General features: G+C 66.6%; 29 protein-coding genes. All 29 read left to right on the top strand.

Annotated features, from left to right (window positions below; translation table 11 throughout):
• Window position 1: 1 nt before the first annotated feature.
• The 29 genes from fliF to RM532_RS00145 all read left to right on the top strand — a co-directional run bounded on the left by fliF (window position 2) and on the right by RM532_RS00145 (window position 25,642).
• Window positions 2-1,600: a flagellar basal-body MS-ring/collar protein FliF gene (fliF, locus tag RM532_RS00285; RefSeq protein ID WP_311651083.1), complete on the top strand. Its 1,599-nt coding sequence runs from the start codon at window positions 2-4 to the stop codon at window positions 1,598-1,600.
• Window positions 1,593-2,603 (top strand): flagellar motor switch protein FliG, encoded by a 1,011-nt coding sequence (fliG, locus tag RM532_RS00280; protein WP_311651082.1) that lies wholly within the window; start codon window positions 1,593-1,595, stop codon window positions 2,601-2,603. Before fliF ends, fliG begins: the two co-directional genes overlap by 8 nt.
• Window positions 2,596-3,165 (top strand): FliH/SctL family protein, encoded by a 570-nt coding sequence (locus RM532_RS00275; protein WP_311651081.1) that lies wholly within the window; start codon window positions 2,596-2,598, stop codon window positions 3,163-3,165. The genes fliG and RM532_RS00275 overlap by 8 nt, the downstream gene beginning before the upstream one ends.
• A 14-nt stretch (window positions 3,166-3,179) precedes the next feature.
• Window positions 3,180-4,559, top strand: a complete 1,380-nt coding sequence (locus tag RM532_RS00270; protein WP_311651080.1) for a FliI/YscN family ATPase — start codon at window positions 3,180-3,182, stop codon at window positions 4,557-4,559.
• Complete coding sequence (gene fliJ, locus RM532_RS00265; RefSeq protein ID WP_311651079.1) at window positions 4,546-4,998, top strand: flagellar export protein FliJ; 453 nt, start codon at window positions 4,546-4,548, stop codon at window positions 4,996-4,998. The genes RM532_RS00270 and fliJ overlap by 14 nt, the downstream gene beginning before the upstream one ends.
• 371 nt (window positions 4,999-5,369) lie before the next feature.
• On the top strand, window positions 5,370-6,131 hold the full coding sequence (locus RM532_RS00260) for a flagellar hook-length control protein FliK (RefSeq protein WP_311651078.1): 762 nt from the start codon (window positions 5,370-5,372) through the stop codon (window positions 6,129-6,131).
• Between the two features lie 159 nt (window positions 6,132-6,290).
• Window positions 6,291-6,788, top strand: a complete 498-nt coding sequence (locus RM532_RS00255) for a flagellar basal body-associated FliL family protein (protein ID WP_311651077.1) — start codon at window positions 6,291-6,293, stop codon at window positions 6,786-6,788.
• Complete coding sequence (gene fliM, locus RM532_RS00250; RefSeq protein WP_311651076.1) at window positions 6,788-7,792, top strand: flagellar motor switch protein FliM; 1,005 nt, start codon at window positions 6,788-6,790, stop codon at window positions 7,790-7,792. The genes RM532_RS00255 and fliM overlap by 1 nt, the downstream gene beginning before the upstream one ends.
• A 13-nt stretch (window positions 7,793-7,805) precedes the next feature.
• Window positions 7,806-8,186 carry a flagellar motor switch protein FliN gene (fliN, locus tag RM532_RS00245; protein ID WP_349255231.1) on the top strand — a complete coding sequence of 127 codons (381 nt, stop codon included), beginning with the start codon at window positions 7,806-7,808 and terminating at the stop codon, window positions 8,184-8,186.
• Window positions 8,187-8,188: 2 nt separating this feature from the next.
• Entirely contained in the window at window positions 8,189-8,551 is a 363-nt protein-coding gene (gene fliO / locus RM532_RS00240) for a flagellar biosynthetic protein FliO (protein ID WP_311651074.1), read from the top strand.
• 5 nt (window positions 8,552-8,556) lie between these two features.
• Complete coding sequence (gene fliP, locus RM532_RS00235; protein WP_311651388.1) at window positions 8,557-9,294, top strand: flagellar type III secretion system pore protein FliP; 738 nt, start codon at window positions 8,557-8,559, stop codon at window positions 9,292-9,294.
• A complete protein-coding gene (gene fliQ / locus RM532_RS00230) occupies window positions 9,291-9,560 on the top strand; it encodes a flagellar biosynthesis protein FliQ (protein ID WP_311651073.1) in 270 nt (89 codons plus the stop codon). The genes fliP and fliQ overlap by 4 nt, the downstream gene beginning before the upstream one ends.
• Window positions 9,557-10,330 carry a flagellar biosynthetic protein FliR gene (fliR, locus tag RM532_RS00225; RefSeq protein ID WP_311651072.1) on the top strand — a complete coding sequence of 258 codons (774 nt, stop codon included), beginning with the start codon at window positions 9,557-9,559 and terminating at the stop codon, window positions 10,328-10,330. Before fliQ ends, fliR begins: the two co-directional genes overlap by 4 nt.
• Window positions 10,331-10,334: 4 nt before the next feature.
• Window positions 10,335-11,474, top strand: a complete 1,140-nt coding sequence (flhB, locus tag RM532_RS00220) for a flagellar biosynthesis protein FlhB (protein WP_311651071.1) — start codon at window positions 10,335-10,337, stop codon at window positions 11,472-11,474.
• A 3-nt stretch (window positions 11,475-11,477) separates the two neighbouring features.
• Window positions 11,478-13,562 carry a flagellar biosynthesis protein FlhA gene (gene flhA / locus RM532_RS00215; protein ID WP_311651070.1) on the top strand — a complete coding sequence of 695 codons (2,085 nt, stop codon included), beginning with the start codon at window positions 11,478-11,480 and terminating at the stop codon, window positions 13,560-13,562.
• A 31-nt stretch (window positions 13,563-13,593) separates the two neighbouring features.
• A complete protein-coding gene (flhF, locus tag RM532_RS00210) occupies window positions 13,594-14,835 on the top strand; it encodes a flagellar biosynthesis GTPase FlhF (RefSeq protein ID WP_311651069.1) in 1,242 nt (413 codons plus the stop codon).
• Window positions 14,822-15,718 (top strand): MinD/ParA family protein, encoded by an 897-nt coding sequence (locus RM532_RS00205; RefSeq protein WP_311651068.1) that lies wholly within the window; start codon window positions 14,822-14,824, stop codon window positions 15,716-15,718. Before flhF ends, RM532_RS00205 begins: the two co-directional genes overlap by 14 nt.
• On the top strand, window positions 15,715-16,470 hold the full coding sequence (locus RM532_RS00200) for an RNA polymerase sigma factor FliA (protein ID WP_311651067.1): 756 nt from the start codon (window positions 15,715-15,717) through the stop codon (window positions 16,468-16,470). Before RM532_RS00205 ends, RM532_RS00200 begins: the two co-directional genes overlap by 4 nt.
• Window positions 16,467-16,859, top strand: a complete 393-nt coding sequence (gene cheY / locus RM532_RS00195) for a chemotaxis response regulator CheY (protein WP_311651066.1) — start codon at window positions 16,467-16,469, stop codon at window positions 16,857-16,859. The genes RM532_RS00200 and cheY overlap by 4 nt, the downstream gene beginning before the upstream one ends.
• The gene (locus RM532_RS00190) at window positions 16,856-17,500 is read left to right on the top strand and encodes a protein phosphatase CheZ (RefSeq protein ID WP_311651065.1); all 645 of its coding nucleotides are present in this window, start codon (window positions 16,856-16,858) and stop codon (window positions 17,498-17,500) included. The genes cheY and RM532_RS00190 overlap by 4 nt, the downstream gene beginning before the upstream one ends.
• The gene (locus RM532_RS00185) at window positions 17,501-19,414 is read left to right on the top strand and encodes a chemotaxis protein CheA (RefSeq protein ID WP_311651064.1); all 1,914 of its coding nucleotides are present in this window, start codon (window positions 17,501-17,503) and stop codon (window positions 19,412-19,414) included.
• 2 nt (window positions 19,415-19,416) lie between these two features.
• Window positions 19,417-20,160, top strand: a complete 744-nt coding sequence (locus RM532_RS00180) for a flagellar motor protein (RefSeq protein ID WP_349255238.1) — start codon at window positions 19,417-19,419, stop codon at window positions 20,158-20,160.
• A complete protein-coding gene (gene motD / locus RM532_RS00175; protein ID WP_311651062.1) occupies window positions 20,157-21,071 on the top strand; it encodes a flagellar motor protein MotD in 915 nt (304 codons plus the stop codon). Before RM532_RS00180 ends, motD begins: the two co-directional genes overlap by 4 nt.
• A gap of 6 nt (window positions 21,072-21,077) precedes the next feature.
• Window positions 21,078-21,857 (top strand): ParA family protein, encoded by a 780-nt coding sequence (locus RM532_RS00170; protein WP_311651061.1) that lies wholly within the window; start codon window positions 21,078-21,080, stop codon window positions 21,855-21,857.
• A complete protein-coding gene (locus RM532_RS00165) occupies window positions 21,854-22,369 on the top strand; it encodes a chemotaxis protein CheW (protein ID WP_311651060.1) in 516 nt (171 codons plus the stop codon). The genes RM532_RS00170 and RM532_RS00165 overlap by 4 nt, the downstream gene beginning before the upstream one ends.
• Window positions 22,370-22,490: 121 nt before the next feature.
• Window positions 22,491-22,796: an STAS domain-containing protein gene (locus RM532_RS00160; protein WP_311651059.1), complete on the top strand. Its 306-nt coding sequence runs from the start codon at window positions 22,491-22,493 to the stop codon at window positions 22,794-22,796.
• A 16-nt stretch (window positions 22,797-22,812) separates the two neighbouring features.
• A complete protein-coding gene (locus tag RM532_RS00155; protein ID WP_311651058.1) occupies window positions 22,813-23,175 on the top strand; it encodes a response regulator in 363 nt (120 codons plus the stop codon).
• A gap of 10 nt (window positions 23,176-23,185) precedes the next feature.
• Window positions 23,186-25,138 (top strand): chemotaxis protein CheA, encoded by a 1,953-nt coding sequence (locus tag RM532_RS00150; protein WP_311651057.1) that lies wholly within the window; start codon window positions 23,186-23,188, stop codon window positions 25,136-25,138.
• A 12-nt stretch (window positions 25,139-25,150) separates the two neighbouring features.
• Window positions 25,151-25,642: a chemotaxis protein CheW gene (locus RM532_RS00145; RefSeq protein ID WP_311651056.1), complete on the top strand. Its 492-nt coding sequence runs from the start codon at window positions 25,151-25,153 to the stop codon at window positions 25,640-25,642.
• Window positions 25,643-25,662: the final 20 nt, after the last annotated feature.

Here is a 25,662-nt window from a genome sequence, read left to right as displayed (position 1 = left end):
CATGGCTGACCTCAAGCATTACACCCTGCAGGATGTCGCGGCTCAACCCGCTGTACGTCAAACCCTGCTGCTGGCCGGGCTGGCTGCGGCGGTCGCGGTGGGGCTGTTCATATTCTTCTGGGCACAGAAGCCGGCTTTCGTGACTCTTTACGGGGGTCTGGGCAGCGAGGACGTTGCGGCCGTCACCCAGAGCCTGGATACCGCCGGCATCAGTCATCGCCTGAGCGCCGCCGGGACTGTCTCGGTTCCGGCCGGTGAGCTGCACACCGCCCGACTCAAGCTCGCCGAGCAGGGATTGCCCAGCGGCAGTGGCAGCGGCTTTGAAATGATGGCCGAGAGCCAGGGCTTCGGTGTCAGCCAGTTCATGGAGAACGCCCGTTATCAGCATGCCCTGGAGACAGAGCTGGTTCGCACGATCAGTGCGATGCAGCCGGTCAACAGCGCACGCATCCATCTGGCGACGCCCAAGCGCACTGCTTTCGCCCGCGAGCGCGAGGCGGCCAGCGCCTCCGTGTTCCTGGATCTTCACCCGGGCCGCAGTCTTACCGACAACCAGATCGCAGCCATCGCCAATCTGGTGGCCTCGGGCGTAACCGATATGGCCGCCGACGACGTCACCGTAGTGGATCAACGGGGCCGCCTGCTCAATGGCGGCAAGCGCGACAGTCGCGTTGCCATGTCCGCCACCCAGTTCGATTACCTGCGCCGGGTGGAAGACAGCTATGCCGACCGGGTCGAGTCCCTGCTCACCCCGGTGACCGGGGCGGGTCGGGTGCGCGCCGAGGTGGCGGTGGACATGGATTTCTCGGTGACCGAGCGTACCAGCGAGAACTTCGAGCCGAAGCCCGAGGCCATCCGCAGCGAGCAGATTCTCGAAAACAGTGATAACGGCGGTACCAACGGTATTGCCGGCGGCATCCCGGGGGCGACCAGCAACCAGCCGCCGGAGTCCGGCGCCGAAGGTCGCGAGGCTGCCGGCACGCAGAGCGTCCGCCGCGAGAGCACCCGTAACTTCGAGCTGGATCGCACGATCAGCCATACCCGGAATGCCAGCGGTGATATACAGCGCTTGTCCGTGGCGGTGCTGGTGGACAACGTGCCGCGGACCAATGCACAGGGCGTCACCGAATCGGTACCGCTGACCGACGCCGAGATCACGCGCCTGGAGAGCCTGGTGCGTGACGCGGTCGGCTTCAACGCCGAGCGGGGCGATACCGTGAGCGTGATGAACGCGGCGTTCGTGTCGCCGGAGATCTCCGATGTGCCCGCCGCACCCATCTGGCAGAGCCCGGCGCTGCGTGACTGGGGGCGGCAGATCATGGGCGGGTTGCTGGTGCTGATCCTGCTGTTCGCGGTGTTACGGCCGGTGCTGCGGCAGATTCTTTCCCAGCCGAATTTCAATGCCATGCGCAACGTGACGCCGGTCGAAGACGAACTCGGCAACGACCGGCTGACACTGTCGGGCCCGCGCGCGGCCGCTGCCGCGGCGGTGTCCGACGGGCCTTACGAGCAGCAGCTCATGCTGGCCAGACAGGCCGTGAGCAATGACGCCAAGCGAGTGGCGCAAGTGGTTCAAACGTGGGTGAAACAGGATGGCTGAAGTCGCCGCAACCAGAATCCCCGGGCCCGAGCGGGCGGCGATTCTACTGATGTCGCTGGGCGAGGCGGAGGCCGCCGAGGTCCTCAAGCACATGGGTGCCAAGGACGTACAGAAAGTCGGAACGGCCATGGCCACGCTTTCCAACGTCAGCCGCGAACGTGCTGCCGGCGTGCTTGGCGAGTTCTGCGCCACCCTCAACGAACAGACCTCGCTGGGTGTGGGCGCCGAGGACTACGTGCGCACGGTTCTGGTCAACGCGCTTGGCGAGGACAAGGCCGGCAGCCTGATCGACCGCATCCTGCTGGGACGCAACAGCAAGGGGCTGGATGCGCTCAAGTGGATGGATACGCGGCAGGTCGCTGAACTGATCCGCAACGAGCATCCGCAGATCATTGCCATCGTGCTCAGCTATCTGGACAGCGATCAGGCGGCAAGCATCCTCAGCCTGCTGCCAGAGCGCTCGCGTGCCGAGATCGTGATGCGGGTGGCAACCCTGGACGGCATCCAGCCCAATGCGCTGCGCGAACTCGACGAGCTGATGGAACGGCAGTTTGCCGGCCACGACAACATCAAGTCCTCGAGCGTCGGGGGTGTCAAGGTCGCCGCCAGCATCATGAATCTGCTCGACTCGACGGAGGAACAGGGGTTAATGGCCCGTATTGCCGAACTCGACCAGCGTCTGGGTGAGTCCATCCAGGAACTGATGTTCGTGTTCGACAACCTGGTGGAAATCGACGACCGGGGCATTCAGCGGCTCCTGCGCGAGATCGGTGGTGACACGCTGGCGCTGGCCCTGAAGGGGGCCGAGCCGGCGGTATCGGAGAAGTTGATGAACAACATGTCCCAGCGTGCGGCCGAAATCCTGCGCGAGGACATGGAAACCAAGGGGCCGGTGCGCCTGGCGGATGTAGAGGGTGCGCAGAAGGAGATTCTCAACGTCGCCCGCCGCCTGGCCGACGACGGTGAAATCATGCTGGGCGGTGGAGGCGAAACCTATGTCTGACGCCGCCGTTCGCTGGGATATGCCACTGCTGGCAGATCGCAACCGCCGGCCGCGCAGTGCTGCGGAACTCGATGCCATTGCCGATGCTGCCCGCGATGAGGGCTATCAGGCCGGCCTCGACCAGGGCCGTGAAGCCGGCCGCGCCGCGATGGCCGCGGAGGCGGCGCGCTTGCGGACCGCACTCACGCGGCTGCAGCGACCGCTGGCCGATCTGGATGCCGATGTCGAGGCCGCGCTGGTCTGGCTGGCCGGCGAGATCGGCGGCGCGCTGTTCGGTCATGCCCTTGCCACCGATGCCGACACCCCGATCCGACTGGCCCGGCTGGCGCTCGACACGCTGGGTCACGGCGAGCGCGAGGTGCGTCTCTACGTGAATGCCACGGATTTTGACGGCATCCGGACGGCGCTGGACGCCGATCCCGCGATGCCGCCCGTGCGCCTGATGACGGATTCGGCGCTGGGCCCGGGCGAGAATCGCCTGGAAACCGACAGCACGGTCGTGGACGGCAGCCTGAAGACCCGGCTGGACCGCATCCGCGAACAACTCCTGGCCGGGGCATGACCGGGCCCGTTTCCATGACGGGTACCACTCTGGCCGGCCGGCTGGCTGCCCGGGGGCAGCTGCCGCTGTCGGCCGGCTTTACCGCCGAAGGGCTGCTGCAGCGGGTCGTCGGCCTCACACTGGAGGCCACCGGTTGCCGTTTGCAGATCGGCGGGCGGTGCCGCATCCACATGGGCGATGGTGAGGGCGTGGAGGCGGAAGTGGTCGGCTTCGCCGGCGATCGTACCTATCTCATGCCCACGGGCGAATTGCGCGGTGTCGTGCCGAATGCCCGGGTGTTGCCCATGCCGCGCGGCGCGCTGGTGCCGGTGGGCGAAGGCCTTCTGGGGCGGGTGATCGATGGCGAGGGCCGTCCCCTGGACAGCCGACCCATGCCCGTGACCGAACACCGTGTCCCGCTGATGGGCGAACCCATCAACCCGTTGATGCGACCGCCGATCCGGCAACCGCTGGATGTCGGTGTGCGCGCCATCAACGGCCTGCTGACACTGGGCCGGGGGCAGCGCGTGGGTCTGTTCGCCGGCAGTGGGGTTGGCAAAAGCACACTGCTGGGCATGATGACGCGGCAGACCGAGGCCGACGTGATCGTAGTCGGGCTGATCGGCGAGCGCGGCCGTGAAGTGGGCGATTTCGTCCACAGCGTGCTGGGCGCCCATCACATGCAGCGTTCGGTGGTAGTGGCCACCCCCGCTGACCGCACGCCGCTGATGCGGTTGCGCGGGGCGTGGCTGGCTACCGCCATCGCGGAGTACTTTCGCAGCACGGGCCGGCAGGTACTGCTACTGATGGATTCCTTGACCCGCTTTGCCCAGGCGCAGCGGGAGATCGGACTGGCGGTGGGTGAACCGCCGACCACGCGGGGATATCCACCCTCGGTATTTGCACGCTTGCCGATGCTGGTCGAGCGGGCCGGAACCGGTCCCGGCGGTGGCTCGATCACCGGGATATACACCGTCCTGACCGAAGGTGATGATCCGCATGACCCCGTCGCGGATACCGCCCGGGCGATTCTGGATGGCCATATCATGCTGTCGCGGCGCGTCGCCGAAGGCGGTCGTTTCCCCGCCATTGATATCGAGGCTTCGGTCAGCCGCCTGGCGAGCGATATTACCCGTCCCGAGCAGCAGCAGGCAGCCGCCAGTTTCCGGCGGCTCTACAGCCGCTATCAGTCCAACCGGGATCTCATCCAGCTGGGTGCCTACAAGGCCGGCAGCGATCCCGAGATCGACGCCGCCATCCGCGCCTGGCCGGCGCTGGAGACCTATCTCACCCAAACGCGGCAGGAAGCCGCGGACATGCGCCAGAGCGTGATCGACCTGCGGGGGTTATTCGGCCCGTCGGCCGATACGCCATTCATTACCAAGGAAGGGGATGATCATCATGCAGCAACGTGAACAACAGCTCGCCACACTGGGTCGACTGGCCGGCGAGCGTGTCCGGCAGGCCGTGACGGAGCTGGGACACAGTCGCGGCGAGGCCGCGCGACAGGCCGGCCGGCTGCAGGAACTGGAGCAGTATCTCGATGAATATCGGGCCAGCGCCGCGGCCGAAGGCCGTGCTGCCTCTCCCGTGCTGCTGGCCAATCAGCGTGCATTCATGGCGCGGCTGCAACAGGCCGTCGAGATGCAGATGCAGGTCGTGGATGCCGCCAGGGCCCGGGAGTCCGAAGCCCATGGGTGCTGGCAAGGGCAGCGCCAGGATGCCCGCCGGGTGGAAACGCTGCTAAACAGGGCCCATGACACCGCCCGCATTCGCCGGCTGGGTCTCGAGCAGAAGATGGCCGACGATCAGGCCGTGCAGCGCTTCGGGCAACCCGCGCTGGTCGGCGGTTGAGCATGATCCACCCGTCACTCCCGACAGGCGCCCAAGGCACCCGGACGACGTCGCCCGGGGATGACACGCGGGTGTCCGATACGGGCGGTGGGCTGTTCGGTGCGCTGTTTGCGGCGTTAGCCGGTCCCGCGGACGCTGGGACATTACGACAACTGGGCACCCCGGCTCAGCCGATCCCGGATGCTAGCGGCGCTGGCGCCGACGAGTTTGCCGTTGTACAGGGTGACGCATCAGTGGCCCTGCCAACTGTTTCCGGCGTAACCGGTCCCCCCATGGATGATCAAGCGTCAATCCAGGCATCGCCACTGTCCACGATGCCGTCATCGGAACCCGGTATAACCGCGCGTTGGACCGGGGCTGCTGAGACGTCGATGCCGCCTCTGGCATCGACGACCACCGATGCCACGGCTCCGACCGGATCAGGGCGCGGGCAGGCCGACTCCCGGCAGCGTCCGGTCGGCAACGAGGTTGCCTTCCGCGCGGCACCTGCGCTGGATTCTTTCGCGAATCCGGCGCTCGGCACGCCGGCGCAGGCCGCTCGCAATCCTGCCCCGGCCGCATTCGCCGATCTTCTGCTCCGGCGGCCGGCCGGTGATCTTCCCGGTCAGGCCGTTGTCGTATCGCCGGCTGACACGCCCGGCCTGATGGTTGGTTCCCTGTCGAGTACCTCTCTATCGGTTCCGGCGCCCGCCGCGGCATCGTCGGCGTCCCTGGGCGGAACGCCGCCGAGTCCGCAAGCCCTGTCCGATCAGGTCTTCGTCGCGGTCCAACGGGGTGACCAGCAGATCGAACTGATGCTGGAGCCCGCCGACCTTGGTCGGCTGCGGATCCAGCTGCAGCTGGATGGGGACCAAGTCAATCTGCAATTCCAGTCGGCGAACCCCGCGGCCCGCGAAGCGATCGAGTCGGCCCTGCCGCGGTTGCGGGAGATGCTGGCGGATCAGGGCCTGCAGCTGGGCGAGACCGCGGTCGGTGATCAGGGACACGGGGCGCGGCGGCAACCGGGTGAACCGGCAGCGCCGCGGCACGATGGCACCCCCGTTTCCGATCCGGCATTGACGCCGAGCTCGGGCGATTTCGCCGCTGATGCGGATACGACGACGGCGCACGGCCTGATCGACCTCTACGCCTGACGCCGGTTTTTTGGCGGCGGCTGCCGACCACCGGGACGGGTAATTGGCGTTCGAAATTCTCTCCCGGGTAACCATTTAATTCCAAAAAGAAAATTCCCCCACAAGGCCTGGCACAGGGGTTGCTCCTTGTCATCCCACACTTCTTCACTGCCTGGCCCGATGTCCCGACATGTTCGTCCCTCGTTCCGCCCGCGATCTCGCCAGCAGGGCGGTCTGATTCTGATTCTGAGCGGTCTTGCCACGTTGCTGGCTCTGGCGGCGGCCGGTGCCGCCTTCTGGTGGTTTGCGCTGGCCAATCAGGCCGCTGCCGAGACGGCCGAGGCATCGCCCTCGCTCGCCAATCCCTACTACGTGTCACTGGGTGATGCGTTCGTGGTCAATCTCGCCGACGACCAGGCCATGCGGTTTCTGCAGACCGATGTCGAGGTGATGACGCGCCACGAGGAGATGGTGACGGCTCTGGAAACCCATCTCCCGGTGATTCGCAATCGGCTCCTGCTGCTGCTGGGAAGCCGGCGCTTCGAGGAGCTGGCGACCCGCGCCGACAAGGAAGCGCTTCAGGCAGCTGCCCTCGACGAGGTTCGCAAGGTACTGGCTGACGCCGGCGAAACCGGCGCGGTCGAAGCACTCTACTTCACCAGCATGGTGATGCAGTAATGGCTTCTAGCGACGAGGAAATTCTCAGCCAGGACGAGATCGACGCGCTGCTCCATGGCGTGGACAGCGGTGCGGTCGACACCGATCCGGTGCCGTCCCGGCCGGGCGAGGTGCAGCAATTCGACCTTGCCACCCAGGATCGCATCGTGCGTGGCCGATTGCCCACGCTGGAAATGATCAACGAGCGTTTTGCCCGGGCGTTCCGCATCTCCCTGTTCAACATGCTTCGGCGTTCGCCCGAACTCAACGTGGTGGGCGTCGAAAACCAGAAATATGCGGAATATCTGCAGACCCTCTACGTGCCCAGCAACCTCAACATGGTTCGCGTAAGGCCCCTGCGCGGCACTGCGCTGATCGTGTTCGAGCCCAGGCTGGTGTTCACGCTGGTCGACAACTTCTTCGGCGGTGACGGGCGGTACCAGACCAAGATCGAAGGCCGCGAATTCACGCCCACCGAGATGCGGGTCGTGCGGCTGCTGCTCGACAAGGCCTTCACGGACCTGATCGAGGCCTGGGCACCGGTTATGGATATCGAGTTCGAGCATGTCCAGTCGGAAATGAACCCCCATCTGGCCACCATCGTCAGCCCGTCCGAGGTAGTCGTGGTCAGTCGCTTCCATGTCGAACTGGAGGGTGGCGGCGGCCAGGTCCACGTGACGCTGCCCTACGCGATGCTGGAACCCATTCGGGAACTGCTCGATGCCGGCATCCAGAGTGATCGCAAGGAGCGCGACGAGGGCTGGGCGGCCGCGCTGCGCGAGCAGATCAAGGATGCGGAAGTGGATGTATCCAGCGTTCTGCTGCAAAAGCGCATGAAGCTGGGTGAGCTGGTGCGCCTCAAGGCCGGCGACATTCTGCCCATCGATCTCCCGCCCGAAGTGGCGCTGCAGGTAGAGGGCATTCCGACCTTCCGCTGCCAGTTCGGTAACTCCCGCGGCAACAACGCCCTGCAAATCAAAGGCGTGATCCGGCGTGATCCGCCGGCACAACGCACCACTCACTAGAGCGATGAATTCCATGGACAACACCGTCACCGACCAGCCCAACGGCAAGGCCCGCAGCGATGTGGCCAGGGCCGATTTCGATGAACTGCACGAGCAGGATGGCCACCCCAACTCGTCCGCTGCCGAGAACGGCGATGTGAATCTCGACGTCATCCTCGACGTCTCGATCACGCTGTCGATGGAGGTGGGTCGTACCCGGCTGCCGATCCGCAGCCTGTTGCAACTCAACCAGGGGTCGGTCGTGGAACTCGACCGCGCCGCCGGTGAGCCGCTGGACGTCTACGTCAACGGCACTCTCGTGGCCCACGGTGAAGTGGTGGTGGTAAATGACAAGTTCGGCGTGCGTCTGATCGATGTGGTCAGCCCTGCCGAACGCATCCGCAACCTGCGCTGATCATGGAAGCTGCAACCGAGGCGGCCGGCAGTGTCGCCATGCCCCTGGTTGGCTGGGGGCAGGTCCTGCTCTCGCTGTTGCTGGTCCTGGCGGCAATGCTGACGGTGCTGTGGTTGTTACGCCGGGTACATGGCGGCATCGGTGCGCGCAGTGGCGGCATCCGGATCCACGCCGCGGCGGCCGTTGGTGCCAAGGAGCGGGTGGTGGTGGTCGAAGCGGGTGGGCGAACCCTGTTGCTGGGGGTGGCTGCCGGCAGCGTCCGCACTCTGGCCGAACTGGATGCACCACCCGCCGCGGCAGTGCCGGAAGCGGCCAGCTTCGGCGATCTGCTGGCGCGGCTGCGCGGCCGGAGTCAGAACCTGTGAGGCGGATGCTGCCCGGACTGCTGGGTCTGGCGTTGCTGGTACTGCCGACGCTGGTCTCGGCCCAGGCGCTGCCGGCGGTGACGGTTACCGGCAACGGCGAGGGTGGGCAGACCTACTCCCTGTCACTGCAGGTGCTGCTGGCGATGACGGCGATCACGCTGTTGCCGGCAATTCTGCTGACCATGACCTCGTTTACCCGCATCGTCATCGTGCTGGGTCTGCTGCGGCACGCCCTGGGCACCGGCCAGACCCCCTCCAATCAGATTCTGGTCGGCCTGGCCCTGTTCCTGACGCTGTTCGTCATGGCGCCGGTGCTGCAGACCATCTACGACGATGCGGTCACCCCGTATCTGGATGGCAGCCTCCCCGCCGAGGAAGCGGTATCGGTGGGCGTGACGCCGCTGCGGGCCTTCATGCTCGATCAGACCCGAACCTCCAGCCTCAACACCTTTGCGGACCTGGCCGGCCAGCCGGAGGGCTATGCCAGCCGCGAGGACGTGCCGTTTCCGGTGCTGCTGGCGGCATTTGTCACCAGTGAGCTGACCACTGCCTTCCAGATCGGTTTCATGCTGTTCATCCCGTTCGTGGTCATCGATCTGGTGGTGGCCAGCGTGCTCATGTCCATGGGCATGATGATGCTCTCGCCGATGCTCATATCCCTGCCGTTCAAGATCATGCTGTTCGTGCTGGTGGACGGCTGGGCGCTGGTAATGGGCAGCCTCGCCGGGACCTTCTATCAATGAGTCCGGATGAGGTGATCGAGTTCGGCCGTGGCGCGCTGACCCTGGCGCTGCTGATCGGCGCGCCGCTGCTGATTACCGCCCTGGTGGTGGGCCTGATCATCGGTGTGTTCCAGGCCGCTACCCAGATCAACGAGATGACGCTGTCGTTCATCCCCAAGCTGCTTGCGATGGCGGCGGTGCTGGTGGCCACCGGGCCGTGGATGCTGCGGGTGCTGGTCGACTACACCCGTGAGCTGATTCTCATGATCCCGGAGCGGCTGGGGTGAGCTTCACCGTCGAGCAGCTTGCCGCCTGGGTCAACGCGTTCTTCTGGCCCTTTCTTCGGGTTGGGGCCATGACCATCGCCGCGCCGGTGTTCGGTTCGCGGATGATCGCGGCGCGTGCCCGTCTGACCCTGGCCGTGGCGGTGACCATCGCGCTGATGGCGATACTGCCGCCGCCACCGGTTCTGGCCACCTTTTCGGTCGCCTGGTGGACGGCGGTACTGCAACAGATGCTCATCGGGCTGACCATGGGGTTTGTCCTGCAGCTGGTATTCGAGGGCATCGTTCTGGGCGGCATGGTCATTGCCATGGGCGCGGGCCTGGGATTTGCCACGCTGGCGGATCCGCTGCGCGGCGTGCAGACTCCCGTGGTCAGCCAGTATTTCGTGATCCTGACCACGCTGCTGTTTCTCGCCCTGGGCGGCCACCTGGCGCTGATCAGCTTTGTTGCCACCAGTTTTCATACCCTGCCGGTCGGCGCCATCGGCTTCACCCCGGATGTGGCCCGGGCGGTGGCCGACTACGGCGTGCACCTGTTTGCCGGGGCCATGCAGATTGCCCTGCCGGCGACGCTGGCGATCCTGGTGGTCAACCTGTCCTTCGGCATCATCAGCCGTTCGGCGCCGAGTCTGAATCTGTTTGCCATCGGCCTGCCTGCTGCCCTGCTGTTCGCGCTGGCCGTGCTGCCGATGACGCTGGATGCGATGGCGGTGGTGTTCGAGCGTCGTCTCGAGCAGGCCTGGGCCTTCATCGCTGCGTTCATCGGCGTCTGATCCGATGGCACAACAAAAACCTGCCGCCGAACGCACCGAGGCGCCGACGCCGAAGCGGCGCCGCGACGCTCGCAAGGAAGGCCAGATTGCCCGCTCCCGCGAGTTGGGCGCGCTGGCGCTGGTGGCGGCCGGCATGCTCGGCATGGGGGGATTCAGCGGCTGGGCGGGGCATCAGGCCCTGGCCCTGCTGACCGGTGGCCTGCGTCTGGATCGTGCGGATGCACTCGACAGTCATGCCCTGACCGAGGGACTCGCGGCCGGACTGGCCCAGGGGCTCTGGCTGATGGTGCCGCTGCTGGTGATGACCGGGGTGGCGGCAATTGCCGCGCCGCTACTGCTGGGCGGGTGGAACTTCAGCTGGAAGGCCACCGCGCCCAAGGGCAGTCGCCTCGACCCCCTGCAGGGGATCAAGCGCATGTTTTCCGCCCGCAGCCTGACCGAACTCGGCAAGGCGTTTTTGAAGTTCGCGGTGCTCGGCGGGATCACCGTGCTCTATGTCGCCGTCTACGGCGACGAACTCCTGCAGCTGTCCGTGGCCCCCGCTGCCAGCGGCATCGTGCGCGGCCTGCAGCTATGCCTTTATCTCGGATTGTGGCTGCTGGGCGGGCTGGCGCTGATTGCGCTGGTGGATGTGCCGGTGCAGATCCATCAGCACACCAAGGAATTGCGCATGACCCGGCAGGAGGTCCGTGACGAACTCAAGGACACCGAGGGCAAGCCGGAGGTCAAGTCACGGCAGCGCCAGCTGCAGCAGGCGGCGGCCGGGCGTCGCATGCTCGAGGACGTGCCCACGGCGGATGTGGTGGTGACCAACCCGACCCACTTCGCGGTGGCGCTGAAGTATGACCCCGACACCATGAGTGCTCCCCGGGTGGTTGCCACCGGGGCCGACCATCTGGCTGCCCGCATTCGCGAGCGTGCGATCCAGCATCGGGTGCCGATGGTGTCCGCACCGCCGCTGGCCCGCGCCCTGTATGCCTCGGCGGACGTGGGCCAGGACGTGCCGGTGACGCTCTACACCGCGGTCGCACAGTTGCTGACCTATGTCTTCCAGTTGCGGGCACATCGGCCGGGTACGCCGGGACCCGATCTGCCCCGATTCGATCTGCCTGATGCGCCGGCGGGCGCACCCTCACCGGAGTAATCCATGGCCGACGCCGTCGCCTCTTCGCCATTGACCCGCATTTTCGCCCTGCGGGGTTGGCTCACGCGCGGCCTGGGCGTGCCGGTCATGCTGCTGGTGATGCTGTCGATGATGGTGGTTCCGCTGCCGCCGATTGCGCTGGACGCCTTCTTCAGTTTCAACATCGCGCTGGCCATCGCCATTCTGCTGGCAGTGATCTATGTCATGCGACCGCTGGATTTCACCGCCTTCCCCACGGTCCTGCTGATGGTCACGTTGTTGCGGCTGGCCCTGAACGTGGCCTCAACCCGCGTGGTACTGCTAGAGGGTCACACCGGCCCGGATGCCGCCGGCCAGGTCATCCAGGCCTTCGGCGAGTTCGTGATCGGCGGTGATTACGCCGTGGGTCTGGTGGTGTTCGCCATCATCACGCTGATCAACTTCGTGGTGGTGACCAAGGGCGCCGAGCGCATCTCGGAAGTCAGCGCCCGCTTCACGCTGGATGCCCTGCCGGGCAAGCAGATGGCCATCGACGCCGATCTCAACGCCGGTTCACTCACTCGCGAGGAGGCTGCCGCGCGTCGCGAAGAAGTCCGCCAGGAAGCCGATTTCTACGGCTCCATGGATGGCGCCAGCAAGTTCGTGCGCGGCGATGCCATTGCCGGCCTGCTGATCCTGTTCATCAACATTTTCGGTGGTCTGGCCATCGGCATGCTGCAACGCGGTTTGCCGGCCGGCGAGGCTCTGCAGGTCTATACGCTGCTGACCATCGGCGATGGGCTGGTGGCCCAGGTCCCGGCGCTGCTGCTGTCCACTTCGGTTGCGATTCTGGTCACTCGCATGTCCCAGCCTCAGGACATGAGTGCCCAGATGGTGGGCCAGCTTTTCAGTTCCCCGCGGACGCTATTGGTGACGGCGGGCGTACTGCTGGTGCTGGGGCTGATCCCCGGCATGCCCAATCTGGCGTTTCTCACGCTGGCTGCGGCAGCCGGTGGCGCGGCCTATCTGCTCCACCGCCGCCGGCAGGCCGAAACCCTGCGCCAGAACGAGCCGGTCGACAGCGGTCCGCAGACACCGCGCGAACTGGGCTGGGACGACGTGGCGGCGGACGATGTCATCGGCCTGGAGGTCGGCTACAAGCTGATCCCGCTGGCCGACAGCCGGCAGGGTGGTGAGTTGATGGGTCGGGTCAAGGGCGTGCGCAAGAAGCTCACCCGGGAACTCGGATTCCTGATGCACCCGGTCCACATCCGCGACGACCTGTCGTTGCCGCCCGAGGGGTACCGCATCGCCATCCACGGGGTGCCGGTGGCCGCTGGCGAGGTCCGCGTCGACCGCGAGATGGCTCTCAACCCGGGCCAGGTATTCGGGCCGGTTGAGGGTATCGAGACCCGGGACCCGGCCTTTGGTCTGCCCGCCTACTGGATCGAGCCCGGTCAGCGCGACAGCGCACAGGAGAACGGCTGGACCGTGGTGGACCCGACCACGGTGATTGCCACCCATCTCAGTCAGGCACTGCGCACCCATGCCGCCGAACTGCTCGGCCATGACGAAGTGCAGCATCTGCTCGACAACCTCGCGCGTGCCGCGCCCAGGCTGGTCGAGGACCTCGTGCCCAAACTCCTGCCGCTGTCGGTGGTGGTCAAGGTGCTCGGCAGTCTGCTGGAAGAGGGCGTATCCGTACGCAACATGCGCGGCATCGCCGAAGCGCTGGCAGCCCAGGGTGGCGCCAGTCAGGATCCCGTCACCCTCACGGCGGCAGTCCGCGTCGCGCTTGGCCGGCAGATTGTCCAGGAAATCAACGGCATGGAAGCCGAATTGCCGGTGGCGACCCTGGCCGAGCCCCTGGAACGCATGTTGCACCAGTCACTCCAGGACAGTCAGCACGCCATCGAACCGGGACTCGCGGAACGCATGCACGACGCGCTCAAGCAGTTCACCCAGCGCCAGGAAACCGCCGGCAGGCCGGCGGTACTGCTGGTACCGGCCGGCTTGCGCGGCATGCTCGCCCGCTTCATCCGCAACAGCGTCAAGGGGCTGCATGTGCTGGCCTACAACGAGATTCCGCCGGATCGGCAGATTCGCATGACCGACTCCGTCACCGGCTAGGGCCGGGGCGAGGGTCGTCGAGGAGAAGTTGATGAAAATCAAACGTTTCGTGGAAACGGACATGCGGGCGGCGATCCGCCGGGTCCGGGAAGAACAGGGGCCGGATGCGGTCATCCTCTCCAGCCGCCGGGTCGACGATCACGTGGAGGTCGTGGCGGCGGTGGATTACGACGAATCCCTGGTGCACCAGGCGCTGCAGCAGAACCGGCCCGCCAGTGACGGCGCGCCCACAGCTGCGTCGCGATCGGCCGCACCTCGGCGCGAGGCGCCGCCTGCCGATGCCGGCAACCGGGCTGACAAGGCGCCGGCGCCGACCGACGGAAATCCGTCGGCACAACGCATCGTCTGGGCCCAGGATCCGCATCTGGCCGAGGTGCGACGTGATCTCGACAATGTCCGCAGTCTGCTCGAGCGCCAGGTTGGTTCGCTGATTTCCCGCGACTGGTGTCAGCGTCAACCGCACCGGGCCGAAGCCGTTCGTGAACTGGCTGGTATCGGCGTGGATTCGACGCTGGCCCGGGAAATCGCCGAGGCCCTGCCGGAACCCGGTGACGGTCGCCGCCCGGTCAAGGCACTGAGCCTGTTGCGTCAGCGCATCCCAGTGCCGCGCCGGGATCCGTTGCAGGATGGTGGCGTGATCGCCCTGGTGGGCCCGACCGGGGTGGGCAAGACCACCACGATTGCCAAGCTCGCAGCGCGCTATACCCAGCGACACGGCCTGCGGGATGTGGCGCTGGTGACCACCGACAGCATGCGCGTCGGCGGGCGGCAGCAGCTGTTCAGCTATGGCCAGATGCTGGGCATTCCGGTGTTTGCCGCCGACGACAAGGCCGATCTGGCCGCCGTGATGTCGCGGCTGGCGGAACGGACCCTGGTGCTGGTGGACACCGCCGGCATGAGTCCGCGCGATACGCGCCTCGCCGCCCAGCTGGGGATGCTGGAAGGCGCCCGTGATCGATTGCGCACCTATCTGGTGATGGCGGCCAATGCCCACGGGCGCGACCTGCAACAGGTAATCGAGCGATTCCGTGCCACGCCGCTGTCCGGCTGCGTGCTGACCAAGATGGACGAGGCCACCCGCATTGGCGGCGCCCTGTCCGCCGTCGTTCGCAGCCAGTTGCCGGTGGCCTATGTCACCGACGGCCAGCAGGTGCCTCAGGACCTGCATCGGGAGCGTCCCGATCATCTCATCCTGCGCGCGCTGCGCGCGGCCCGCGAATGCCCGGAACCCCAGAGTTTCGTCACCGAGGAAATCGTGCATGCGTGCGCCTGATTCCAATACCGTGGCCGGCCAGGCGGCCGGGCTGATCCGTCTCCATCCCCACCGGCCCGTCCGGGTCATTGCCGTGGCCAGCGGCAAGGGCGGGGTGGGCAAGTCCACCGTCTCGCTCAATCTCGCCCTGGCCCTGATCCGACAGGGTCAGCGGGTCATGCTCATGGATGCGGATCTGGGCCTGGCGAACATCGATGTGCTGCTGGGTCTGCAGCCGACCTACAACCTCGCCCACCTGATGGAGGGCCGGGTTGGCCTGGCGGATATTCTGCTCGAGGGGCCGATGGGCCTGAAGGTGGTGCCCGCGGCGTCCGGCCGGCAGCGCATGGCCGAGCTGGACCGCGCCCAACTGGTCGGTCTGGTCCAGGCATTCAGTGAGTTCAGCGACGATCTGGATACGCTGGTGGTGGATACCGCCGCCGGCATTTCCGGCTCGGTGGTTACCCTGGCTCAGGCTGCCCAGGAAGTCGTGGTGGTGGCCTGCAACGAACCGGCCTCGATCACCGATGCCTACGCGCTGATCAAGGTGCTGTCGCGCGACTACGGCATCGGCCGTATCCAGGTAGTCGCCAATGCGGTGAGAAGCGCGGCGGACGGACGCCAGGTGTTCGATCATCTGTGCCGTGTGGCGGACCGTTTCCTGGACGTCACCCTGCACTTTCTCGGCACCGTGCCTCACGACGAAGCCGTGCGCCGCGCGGTGCGCCAGCAGCGGGCGGTGGTCGAGGCCTACCCGGGTGCGCCGAGCAGCCTCGCCTTCGACAAGATCGGCGAACAGGTCAGCGGTTGGCAGCCCCCGGGTGGCCCGCGCGGAAACGTGGAGTTCTTCGTGGAGCGCCTGCTCGGACGCAGCCCGGCGGCGCCGGCCCTGGTGGGCGCATGAGCGCGGTCAGTGAATATCGGGCCTGTAGCCAGGCCGAAGCCGGCGATCTGGTCACCCGTCACCGCGACCTGGTGCGTCGAATCGCCCTGCACATGCGCGCCCGTCTGCCGGCATGCGTCGAGCTGGATGACCTGATCCAGATCGGCATGCTCGGCCTGCTGGAGGCCGCCCGCAGCTTCGAGGCAGGCCATGGCGCCTGCTTCGAGACCTATGCCGGCATTCGCATCCGCGGCGCCATCGTGGACGAGATGCGCCGCAACGACTGGACCCCGCGGCGGGTACGCAAGGGCATGCGGGAGGCCGCGCGCGCCATGCGCCAGATCGAACAGCGGGAAGGACGGGCCGCGCGCGACAGCGAAGTGGCCGCCGAGCTCGGCATCGACGCCCTGGAATACGCGCGCATGACCGCGGAAGCGGCCAGCGCCAACGTCCTGACACTGGGCGCTACCGATCACGACGACGGTCAGCCACTGGAGTTTGCCGCCGAGGATGCCGACCCGCTTGATCAGATGGCTGATCGGGACATGCGCGAGCACATCGCGCAGGCCATTGCGGCGCTGCCCGAACGCGAGCAGCTGATCATTTCCCTGTACTACGACGAAGAGCTCAACCAGACCGAAATCGGCGAGGTCATCGGGGTGAGCTACTCGCGGGTATCCCAACTGCTGGGTCAGGCGCTGCTGCGTCTGCGCAGCCATATCGCCGAGGTATCCGAGGGCCCGGCGCGCCGTGTCAATGAGGTGATGACATGAACAAATCCATGAAGATCCTGGTGGTCGACGACTTTCCCACCATGCGCCGCATCGTCAAGAACCTGCTGGGCGATCTGGGGTACCACAACATCAACGAGGCCGAGGACGGCCAGGAGGCCCTGCCGATGCTGCGCACCGGCCAGTACGAATTCCTGGTCACGGACTGGAACATGCCGCAGATGAGCGGGCTGGAGCTGTTGCAGACCATTCGTGGAGAGGCAGCCACAGCCAGACTGCCGGTTCTGATGGTGACGGCCGAGGCGAGCAAGGGCCAGATCGTGGCCGCCGCCCAGGCCGGCGTGAACGGCTACATCATCAAGCCGTTCACGGCGGCCACGCTCAAGGAGAAGATCGACCGCATCTTCGAGCGTATCGGAGCGGCGGCATGAGCCAGCCGGGCCGCGAGGCCCTGGCAACCGGGGCTCGTGATCTGCTGGCAGCGATCGAGGCCGGCAGCGACGACGACATCCGGGCGGCGCTGCTGGCGCTAAAGCCCGCGGCGGAGAAGAGCCTGCTGGTGGATGTGGCCCAGATCACCCGGGGGCTACATGAGGGCCTCAGCCGGCTGGCGCTGGATGCCCCGCTGGCCAAGGCGGCGGACCGGGATCTGCCGGATATGTGCAGCCGGCTGGAGGCGGTGATCCATATGAGCGAGGACGCCGCCATGCGCACGCTCGATCTGACCGAGGCCGGCAAGGCCGAGTTGCGGCTGATCGAGGCCATCCAGCCCAACGCCGATCTCGTGCGTACCGCCACGGCGCGGCTGCGTGGCCATCTCAACGGTATCGCCGAGGCTCAGGCCTATCAGGACCTGTGCGGGCAGACCATCAAGAAGGTGATCGGTCTGCTGCGGGAAGTGGAAAACGCACTTGCGGCGCTGCTGGCTCACGCGGGTATCGACGCCGCACGAGTCGTGGGTGCACCCGTGGTCGACAGCGTCACCCGCGGCCACGGCCCGCGGCTGGCGGGCATCGACGTCGGTGCCAGCCAGGGCGACGCGGACAAGCTGCTGGAAGATCTGGGTCTCTAGATGGCTGCCGATCCGGAACTGCTGGCGGATTTCCTGGCCGAGGCCGGCGAGCTTCTTGATGGTCTGGAGGCCGATGTTCTCGGGCTGGAACACGATGCCGATCCGGCCCGCCTGAACGCGGTATTCCGTGCATTTCATACCGTCAAGGGCGGGGCGGGCTTCATGGCGCTGGACGCCGTGGTGGACGTCTGCCACCGCGCGGAAGAGCTTTGCAACGGTCTGCGCAGCGGCAGCTATGCGGTGACCGCGGAAATGGTTGACGCCCTGTCCGCAGCACTGGAAACCCTGCAGTCGCAACTCGATGCGGTGCAGGCCGGTGAGTCGCCGCCACTGGCTGATCCGGCCCTGCTGGCGGCCCTGAAACCCCCTGGCGCCCGGCACACCCCGGAGCCGGTTTCGGCCCCGGCACCGGTAGCTGCCCCGTCTTCGGCTGACGGAGAACACGTCACCGATTCGGCGGTCGATCCCACCGAGGTCGCCGTATCCGATTGGCTGGCGGGCATGTCGCCGCCGGCGGCCGAATCACCTGCAGCCGGCGAGGACACCATTACCGAGGATGAATTCGAGGCCCTGCTCGACCAGTTGCACGGGGGAGCGCCACCGGCTCCTGAGGCGGTCGTCGCGCCCCCCGATCCCCCGGCGGTTGAATCCTCCGCCGGTGCGGCGGCGCCATCGCCGGCCCGGGTGCAGTCACCGCTCAAGGCGGCCGAGACCAGTGTGCGGGTCGAGACCCGACGCCTGGATCGGGTGATGAACCTCGTCGGCGAACTGGTCCTGGCACGCAACCGGCTCAAGGCCAGGCGTACCGACGCCGCATCCTCCGAATTGGACAAGGCGATCTCGGCGCTGGATGGGGTGACGTCGAGTCTGCAGTTGTCGGTGATGCAGATCCGCATGCAGCCGGTTGGTCGTGTTTTCGCCCGCTTCCCCAAGATCGTCCGTGATCTGGCCCGCAAGCTGGGCAAGGAAGTGGAGGTCGAGCTGGTCGGCGAGGACACCGAGCTGGACAAGAACCTGGTGGAGTCACTGGCCGACCCGCTGGTGCATCTGGTGCGCAACGCCGTCGATCACGGTATCGAGGACCCGACGACCCGTCAGCGGATGGGCAAGCCGCGGGCCGGCCGGCTGACCATCAGCGCGGTGCAGGCCGGGGACCACATCCTGGTGAGCATCGCCGACGACGGTGCGGGCATCGATGCCAACGTGCTGCGCGCCAAGGCGGTGGAGCGTCAGGTCATCGATCGTGAGACGGCAGCCCGCATGGACATCGCGGAATGCCTGCGCATCATCTTCATGCCGGGTTTTTCCACCCGTGATGCGGTGTCCGACGTGTCGGGCCGCGGCGTGGGCATGGACGTGGTCAAGTCGGCGATCGAGTCGCTGGCCGGCCAGGTCGAGATCGTTTCCGAGCCGGGCCGGGGCACCACCATGGAGATCCGCGTGCCACTGACGCTGGCGATCCTGCCCACGCTCATGGCTTCGGTGGGGCCCCGGATCATCGGCTTTCCCCTGGCCACCGTGGGGGATGTCATTGCGCTGGACCCGGCCCGCGTGCGCGTGGCGGAAAACCGTCGCGTGCTCATGCTCCCCGACGCCGAACTACCGATCCATGATCTGGCGGACTGGCTTGGCTGTCGCCCCCACGAGGCAACTCGCCACGTGGTCATCGTCGGGGCCGGTGGGGAGCGTCGCGGCCTGATCGTGGATGCCGTCCAGGGCCGCGAGGAAGTCGTCATCAAGCCGCTGGGTGCGCTGCTGGAGGATATCGGCGGACTGTCCGGCGCGGCGGTGACCGGCGACGGCGCGATCGCACTGATTCTGGAAGTCAACGGGTTGCTCAAGGTTCTGGCCCGCATGCCGTCAAGCAGGACAGTCGAGAGGACAGGGACCGAGCGGTCGGGGACGGTGGCGTGAGTCTGGACAAGATGAGTTTCGCCGGCCTGGTGATGGCCGTTGTTGCGGTTCTGGGCGGCAGTATTCTCAAGGGCAGTGGGCTGGGCGCGTTGTGGAGCAGCGCCGCGTTCGTGATCGTTTTCGTGGGGACGTTTGCGGCGGTATTCATTCAGACGCCGTTTCCGACCTTCCGCCGCGCGGTGGTCATCTTGCGCTGGGTATTCTCCCCGCCCGCCCTGGCGCCGGTCGAAACCATGGGCCGGATCGTCGAGTGGTCCAATATCGCCCGCAAGAGCGGTCTTCTTGGGCTGGAAGCCGAGGTGGAGTCGCAGTCCGATCCGTTCGTGCGCAAGGGTCTCCAGATGCTGGTCGACGGGGCCGAGCCGGCCACCATCCGCAGCGTGCTGGAGGTGGAGCTGAATACCCGCGAACACACCGAACAGCAGGCCGCCAAGGTGTACGAGGGGCTGGGCATTTACGCCCCCACGCTGGGCATTCTCGGGGCGGTTCTGGGGCTCATGGCAGTGATGCAGAACCTGTCCGACCCGGACAAGCTTGGCCACGGCATCGCCACCGCCTTCGTGGCCACTATCTACGGCATCGGCTCGGCCAACCTGATCTTTCTGCCGATCGCGGCCAAGCTGAAGGGCACGGTCAACGCGCAGTCCCGCCATCGCGAAATGCTCATCGAGGGTCTGGTGGCGATCGCCCTGGGTGAGAATCCGCGCAACATCGAATCGCGCCTTCAGGGCTTCCTCGAGATATGAGTGGGGGCAGCCGCCGGCGACGCGGGCACCAGGAAGATCACGTCAACCACGAGGCCTGGGCCATTCCCTATGGTGACCTGATCACGCTGCTGCTGGCGTTCTTCGTGGTGATGTACTCCATCTCCTCGATCAACGAAGGCAAGTACCGGGTGCTTTCCGACGCCATGATGAAGGCGTTCAACAGTCCGGCACGCACCATCCATCCCATCCAGCTCGGCAAGGCTCGACAGCGCGGCGACGACAGCGATCAGAAAGTCAACGTCATCAAGCCACAAACGATCGAGCAGTCCATCGGCGGCTCCGCCCGAGCCCTTCGCCACGACGCGATCTTTCCGCCGCCGATCCCGCTACGGGCCGGCGTGCCGGCCGTGGTGTCGGCAGATGGGTCCGGGACGGCGGCCGCCCAGGCGCAGATCCAGGCCGTGGCGGAGCGGATCCGTGAGGCCCTGGCCCCCTTGATCGCTGCGGACATGGTCACGGTGCGGGAGCTGCCTGCCGGGGTGGAAGTGGAGATCAACACCGACATCCTGTTCGTCAGCGGCTCGGCCGAGGTCGAGGATCGGGCCCGACCGGTGCTGGCGAATCTGGCGGCGGCGCTGTCGGGGTTGCCGAACCCGCTGCGTATCGAGGGCCACACCGACAACGTGCCGATCCGCACGCCCCGCTATGCCTCCAACTGGGTGCTGTCGGCAGCTCGAGCTGCCAGCGTGGTGGAGCTGTTCGCGGCCCAGGGTCTGGCGCCGGCACTGATGAGCGTGCACGGCTACGGCGAGTATCGCCCGGTGGCCGACAACACCACCGCCGAGGGGCGGAACGCCAATCGGCGGGTGGTGGTGCTGGTCCGGACGCTGCCGGACATCCAGGGTCTGCCCGGTGGCCTGGCCGGCCGCCCCGGGCCCGCGGCGGGATAACGGCCCATGCGTATTCTCGCCGTGGCCAACCAGAAAGGCGGGGTGGGCAAGACCAGCACCGCCGCCGCGTTCGCAGGGCTCGCCCGCGGTGACGGGCGGGTGCTGGTCGTCGATCTCGACCCGCAGGGTTCCCTGACCCACTACTTCGGCCTTGCCCCGGTCGGTGCCGATCGGGGTGTTTACCCGGTACTGTCGGGCCAGGCAGACCTGACCAGCCAGATCCGGACCGCTGTTTGCGAGGGTGTGGATCTGGTCCCCGCCGGCACCGCGCTGGCGTCGCTTGAACGCGAACAGGGGCGTGCCGCGGGTATGGGATTGCGGTTGATGCAGGCACTCGACAGTGTTGCCGCGGACTATGCCTGGACCGTGCTGGATGTGCCGCCGGCGCTGGGCGTGCTCATGATCAACGCACTGGCGGCGGCCGACCATCTGCTCATTCCCACGCAGACCGATCCGCTGGCACGCCATGGGGTGGAAGCCATGGTCCGCACGGTGGCCATGGTCAATCGCAGCCGCCCGCAGCCGCTGGCGTTCTCCATCCTGCCCACTTTCTTCGACCCGCGTACGCGCGCCGGCAAGGCGGGGCTTGATGCCCTGGCGCAGGCGCATCCGAGTGCGCTGCTGGACACGGTGATACCCATGGATACGAAGGTTCGCGAGGCCGCCGAGGCCGGTCAGCCAATCGGCATGTTCTGCCGCAGCTGCCGGGCGGCGGCTTCGTATCAACAGGCCTGGATGCAGCTGGCGCTGCGGGTTGCCGGGCGCCAGTCGCAGGTGGCGGCATGAGCGCGACCCTCGAAGCGGATACGCGGGCTGATTCGTCGCTGGCAGTGACTACGGCCGTGCCGGTCAGGGACCGATGGATCCAGTTCGCCATGGGCGATGAGCAGTACCTGATTGCGGTGCTGGAGGTGCAGGAGGTCATGCGCATGCTGGCGGTCACCCCCGTACCGGGCACGCCGCCAGCGGTGATCGGCGTGATCAACGTGCGCGGCCACATCGTACCGGTCGTGGATCTGGCTCCGCTGCTCGGGCTGGCGCGACAGCCGGATACCGAGGCCACCCGGCTGGTGGTTTTCGATCTCGACGATACGGCGGTGGCGCTGCGCGTGGATCGGGTGGCCGGTGTGCGCCTGCTTGACCGGAATGGCATCCAGCCACCGCCGGCCGCCGGCATGGGCCCCGGCAAGGTGCCTGTTTCCGGTGTCTGCGATATCGACGGCCACATTCTCATGGTGCTCGACCGCGAGGCGCTGGCGGCGGAATTCCGGCACCGCCCCGGTGCGGCGGAAGTTTGACGCCCCGGCAACGATTCGCCGTCCCGGATACGGGATCGACACCGATGCATCTAGAAAATATTCGTATAAACAGAAGTTTGCCGGAAGTCGGCGCCGAGGCACGGCAGTTGCAAGAGGGTGAATGATGACCACATCCGCACAACACGCAGAACCGCTTTCGCTGGGGCCCGATCTGTCCGTTCGCACGGCGGGGGGGCTGCGCGATCAGTTGCTGCATTCGCTGTCCGTGGTGGGCCCCGTGACCCTGGATGGCGCCGAGGTGACGCGGGCGGACGCGGGCGGGTTGCAGCTGCTCGTGGCTTTCTGCCGCGACCGGGCCGCGACCGGCGGCGCGGTGGCATGGCAGGCACCGAGCGCTGCGCTCATCGAGGCAGCCCGGCTGGCCGGGCTTGCCGAAACGCTGGGTCTGTCCGACCCGACGGGTTAACGGAGAACAACCGATCATGACAAGCATTCTTGCCGTGGACGATTCCGCTTCGATGCGGGAGATGGTCCGCTTCACACTGGCCGGGGCCGGGTTCGATGTCACCGAAGCCGAGGATGGCCAGGCGGCACTGGAAACCGCCCGGACGCGCGAATTCAACCTGGTGCTGGCGGACGTGAACATGCCGCGCATGGACGGGATTTCCCTGGTCCGGTCGTTGCGCGACCTGCCCGCCTACAAGTTCACGCCCATGCTCATCCTCACTACCGAGAGTGGTGCTGACAAGAAGCAGGAAGGCAAGGCGGCAGGCGCGACCGGATGGCTGACCAAGCCGTTCGATCCAGACACGCTGGTCGCCACCGTCAACCGCGTACTCGGGTAGGGCGGTCGCCGTGGGCATCGACATTCAGCGTTTCCACGAAACCTTCTTCGAGGAAAGCCGCGAGGGGCTCCAGATCCTGGAAGCCGGGCTGCTGGCCCTGGATCGGGGCGCCGCCGACCCTGACGCGCTCAACCGGATATTCCGCGCCGCGCATTCGATCAAGGGCGGCGCGGGAACCTTCGGGTTCACCGCAATTGCCGATTTCACCCACGGCGTGGAGTCCACCCTCGACCAGTTGCGGGAAGGCCGGCTGACGCCCGACCGTGATCTGATCGACATCCTGCTTCGGGCGGCGGATGTCATGGGCATGCTGCTGGATGCCGCCCAGTCCGGTGACGACGTCGAAATCGATGCGATCACCGCGACCCAACAGGCGCTGGCCGCCTACCAACCGCAGACATCGATTGTGTGCGACGACGCGACCGCGTCATTGGCCCCGACGACCGAGATCACCTGGCGGATACGTTTTCAGCCGCATGAAGCGTTGTTCGCATCCGGCAACGAACCGTTGCGCCTGCTGCGCGAATTGTCCGGCCTGGGGGCGCTGCAGGTCGAAGCGGATCCGGCCCGTCTGCCGCCCCTCGACACGCTCGATCCCGAGGCCTGTTACCTCGGCTGGACGTTGACCCTGACCACCAATGCCAGTCGGGCGCAGGTCGAGGAAATATTCGCCTGGGTCGAGGACGAGTGCGATCTGGAGATCGAACCGCTGCCTGCCCCGTCGCCGGGACCGAGCGCTGCAACGGCGGACGGCGACGAACCGCCAGCCCGACGACAGTCTGCCGCCGGTGGCGAGAGTTCACTGCGGGTGTCGGTGGACAAGATCGATGCCCTGATCAACCTGGTCGGCGAGCTGGTCATCAACCAGGCCATGCTGCAACAGCAGGCCCAGGACCTCGACCCCGTACACAACGAGATGCTGTTGTCGGGCCTGTCGCAGCTGGAGCTGCACACCCGCCGGCTGCAGGAAGCGGTCATGGCCACTCGCATGGTGCCCATGGCGTTCGTGTTCAATCGTTTCCCACGGGTGGTGCGCGACCTCGCCGGACGGCTGGGCAAGCGGGTTCAACTGGAAACGCTGGGGGAAAGCACGGAACTCGACCGCGGGGTGATCGAACGCATCACCGATCCGCTCAATCATATTGTGCGAAACAGCCTGGATCACGGGCTCGAGACCCCCGAGCAACGGCGTGCCGCCGGCAAGCCGGAGACCGGCACGGTCACGCTGGAGGCCAGCCATGAAGGCGGCCACATCGTGATCCGGGTTTCCGACGACGGCCGCGGGCTGGATCGCGACCGGCTGCTGGCCAAGGCCGCAGAGCGTGGCATCCCCTGCCAGGAATCGATGAGCAACATTGAGGTCTGGCAGCTCATCTTTGCCCCCGGCTTCTCCACCGCGGCGGCGGTCACCGATGTGTCCGGGCGCGGGGTGGGGATGGACGTGGTCAAGCGCAATATCACCAACCTTGGCGGCCAGGTGGAAGTCGCCTCGGAGACGGGGCGCGGCACCGATATCACCATCCGTCTGCCGCTGACGCTGGCAATTCTCGACGGCATGACCGTCGCGGTCGGGGCGGAAAACTACATCATCCCGCTGCACAGCGTGGTCGAATCGCTCCAGCCCGGAGGGGCCGACGTGCGCCGCCTGGCGGGCAGCAGCAAGGTGGTCCGGTTCCGCGAGGAATTCCTGCCGCTGGTGTCGGCCGCGGCGTTCTTCGGCGTGGAGCGGGCCGCCGGTGACAACGGTGCGGTCATCGTGGTGGTGGAATCCGGTGGCCAGCGCCTGGCCCTGCAGGTGGACGACCTGCTGGGCCAGCAGCAGGTGGTCATCAAGAGCCTGGAAGCCAATTACCGCCATGTGGCCGGCGTGGCCGGCGCCACCATCCTGGGCGACGGCCGCGTCGCTCTCATCCTGGATATCGGCGAGCTGATCGGCGCGACGCGCCGGCCGGCCGCCGCCTGAGCGGAGGACGCCATGTCCGAATCACCCGACACCCAGCGCACCGGCAATCAGCCGGCCAATGAATATCTGACCTTCACCCTCGGCGACGAGGAGTATGGCGTGGACATTCTGAAAGTCCAGGAGATCCGCGGTTACGACACCGTTACCCGGATTCCCGAAGCGCCGCGCTTCATCAAGGGCGTGATCAATCTGCGCGGCACCATCGTGCCGGTGGTGGACATGCGAGTGAAGTTCAACCTGGAAACCGTGGCCTATGACGAGTTCACGGTGATGATCATTCTGAACCTGGCCGAGCGCACGGTCGGGATGATCGTGGACGGCGTGTCCGACGTCATTGACCTGGTCACCGACCAGATTCGCCCCGCGCCCGAGTTCGGCGGCAGTTTCGACGCCGACTACATCACTGGCCTCGGCGTGGTCGAGGAACGAATGCTCATTCTTGTCGACATCGAGCGACTCATGCTCAGCGAAGAGATGGCGCTGGTCGCCGCGGCCGCTGCCTGATCGCGACCCACACCGGAGGA

The organism is Spectribacter hydrogenoxidans (assembly GCF_031846275.1).
GTDB classification, from domain to species: domain Bacteria; phylum Pseudomonadota; class Gammaproteobacteria; order Nevskiales; family Salinisphaeraceae; genus Spectribacter; species Spectribacter hydrogenoxidans.
Note: the sequence above shows the minus strand (reverse complement) of the source record. Positions and strands in the feature narration are given on the sequence as shown.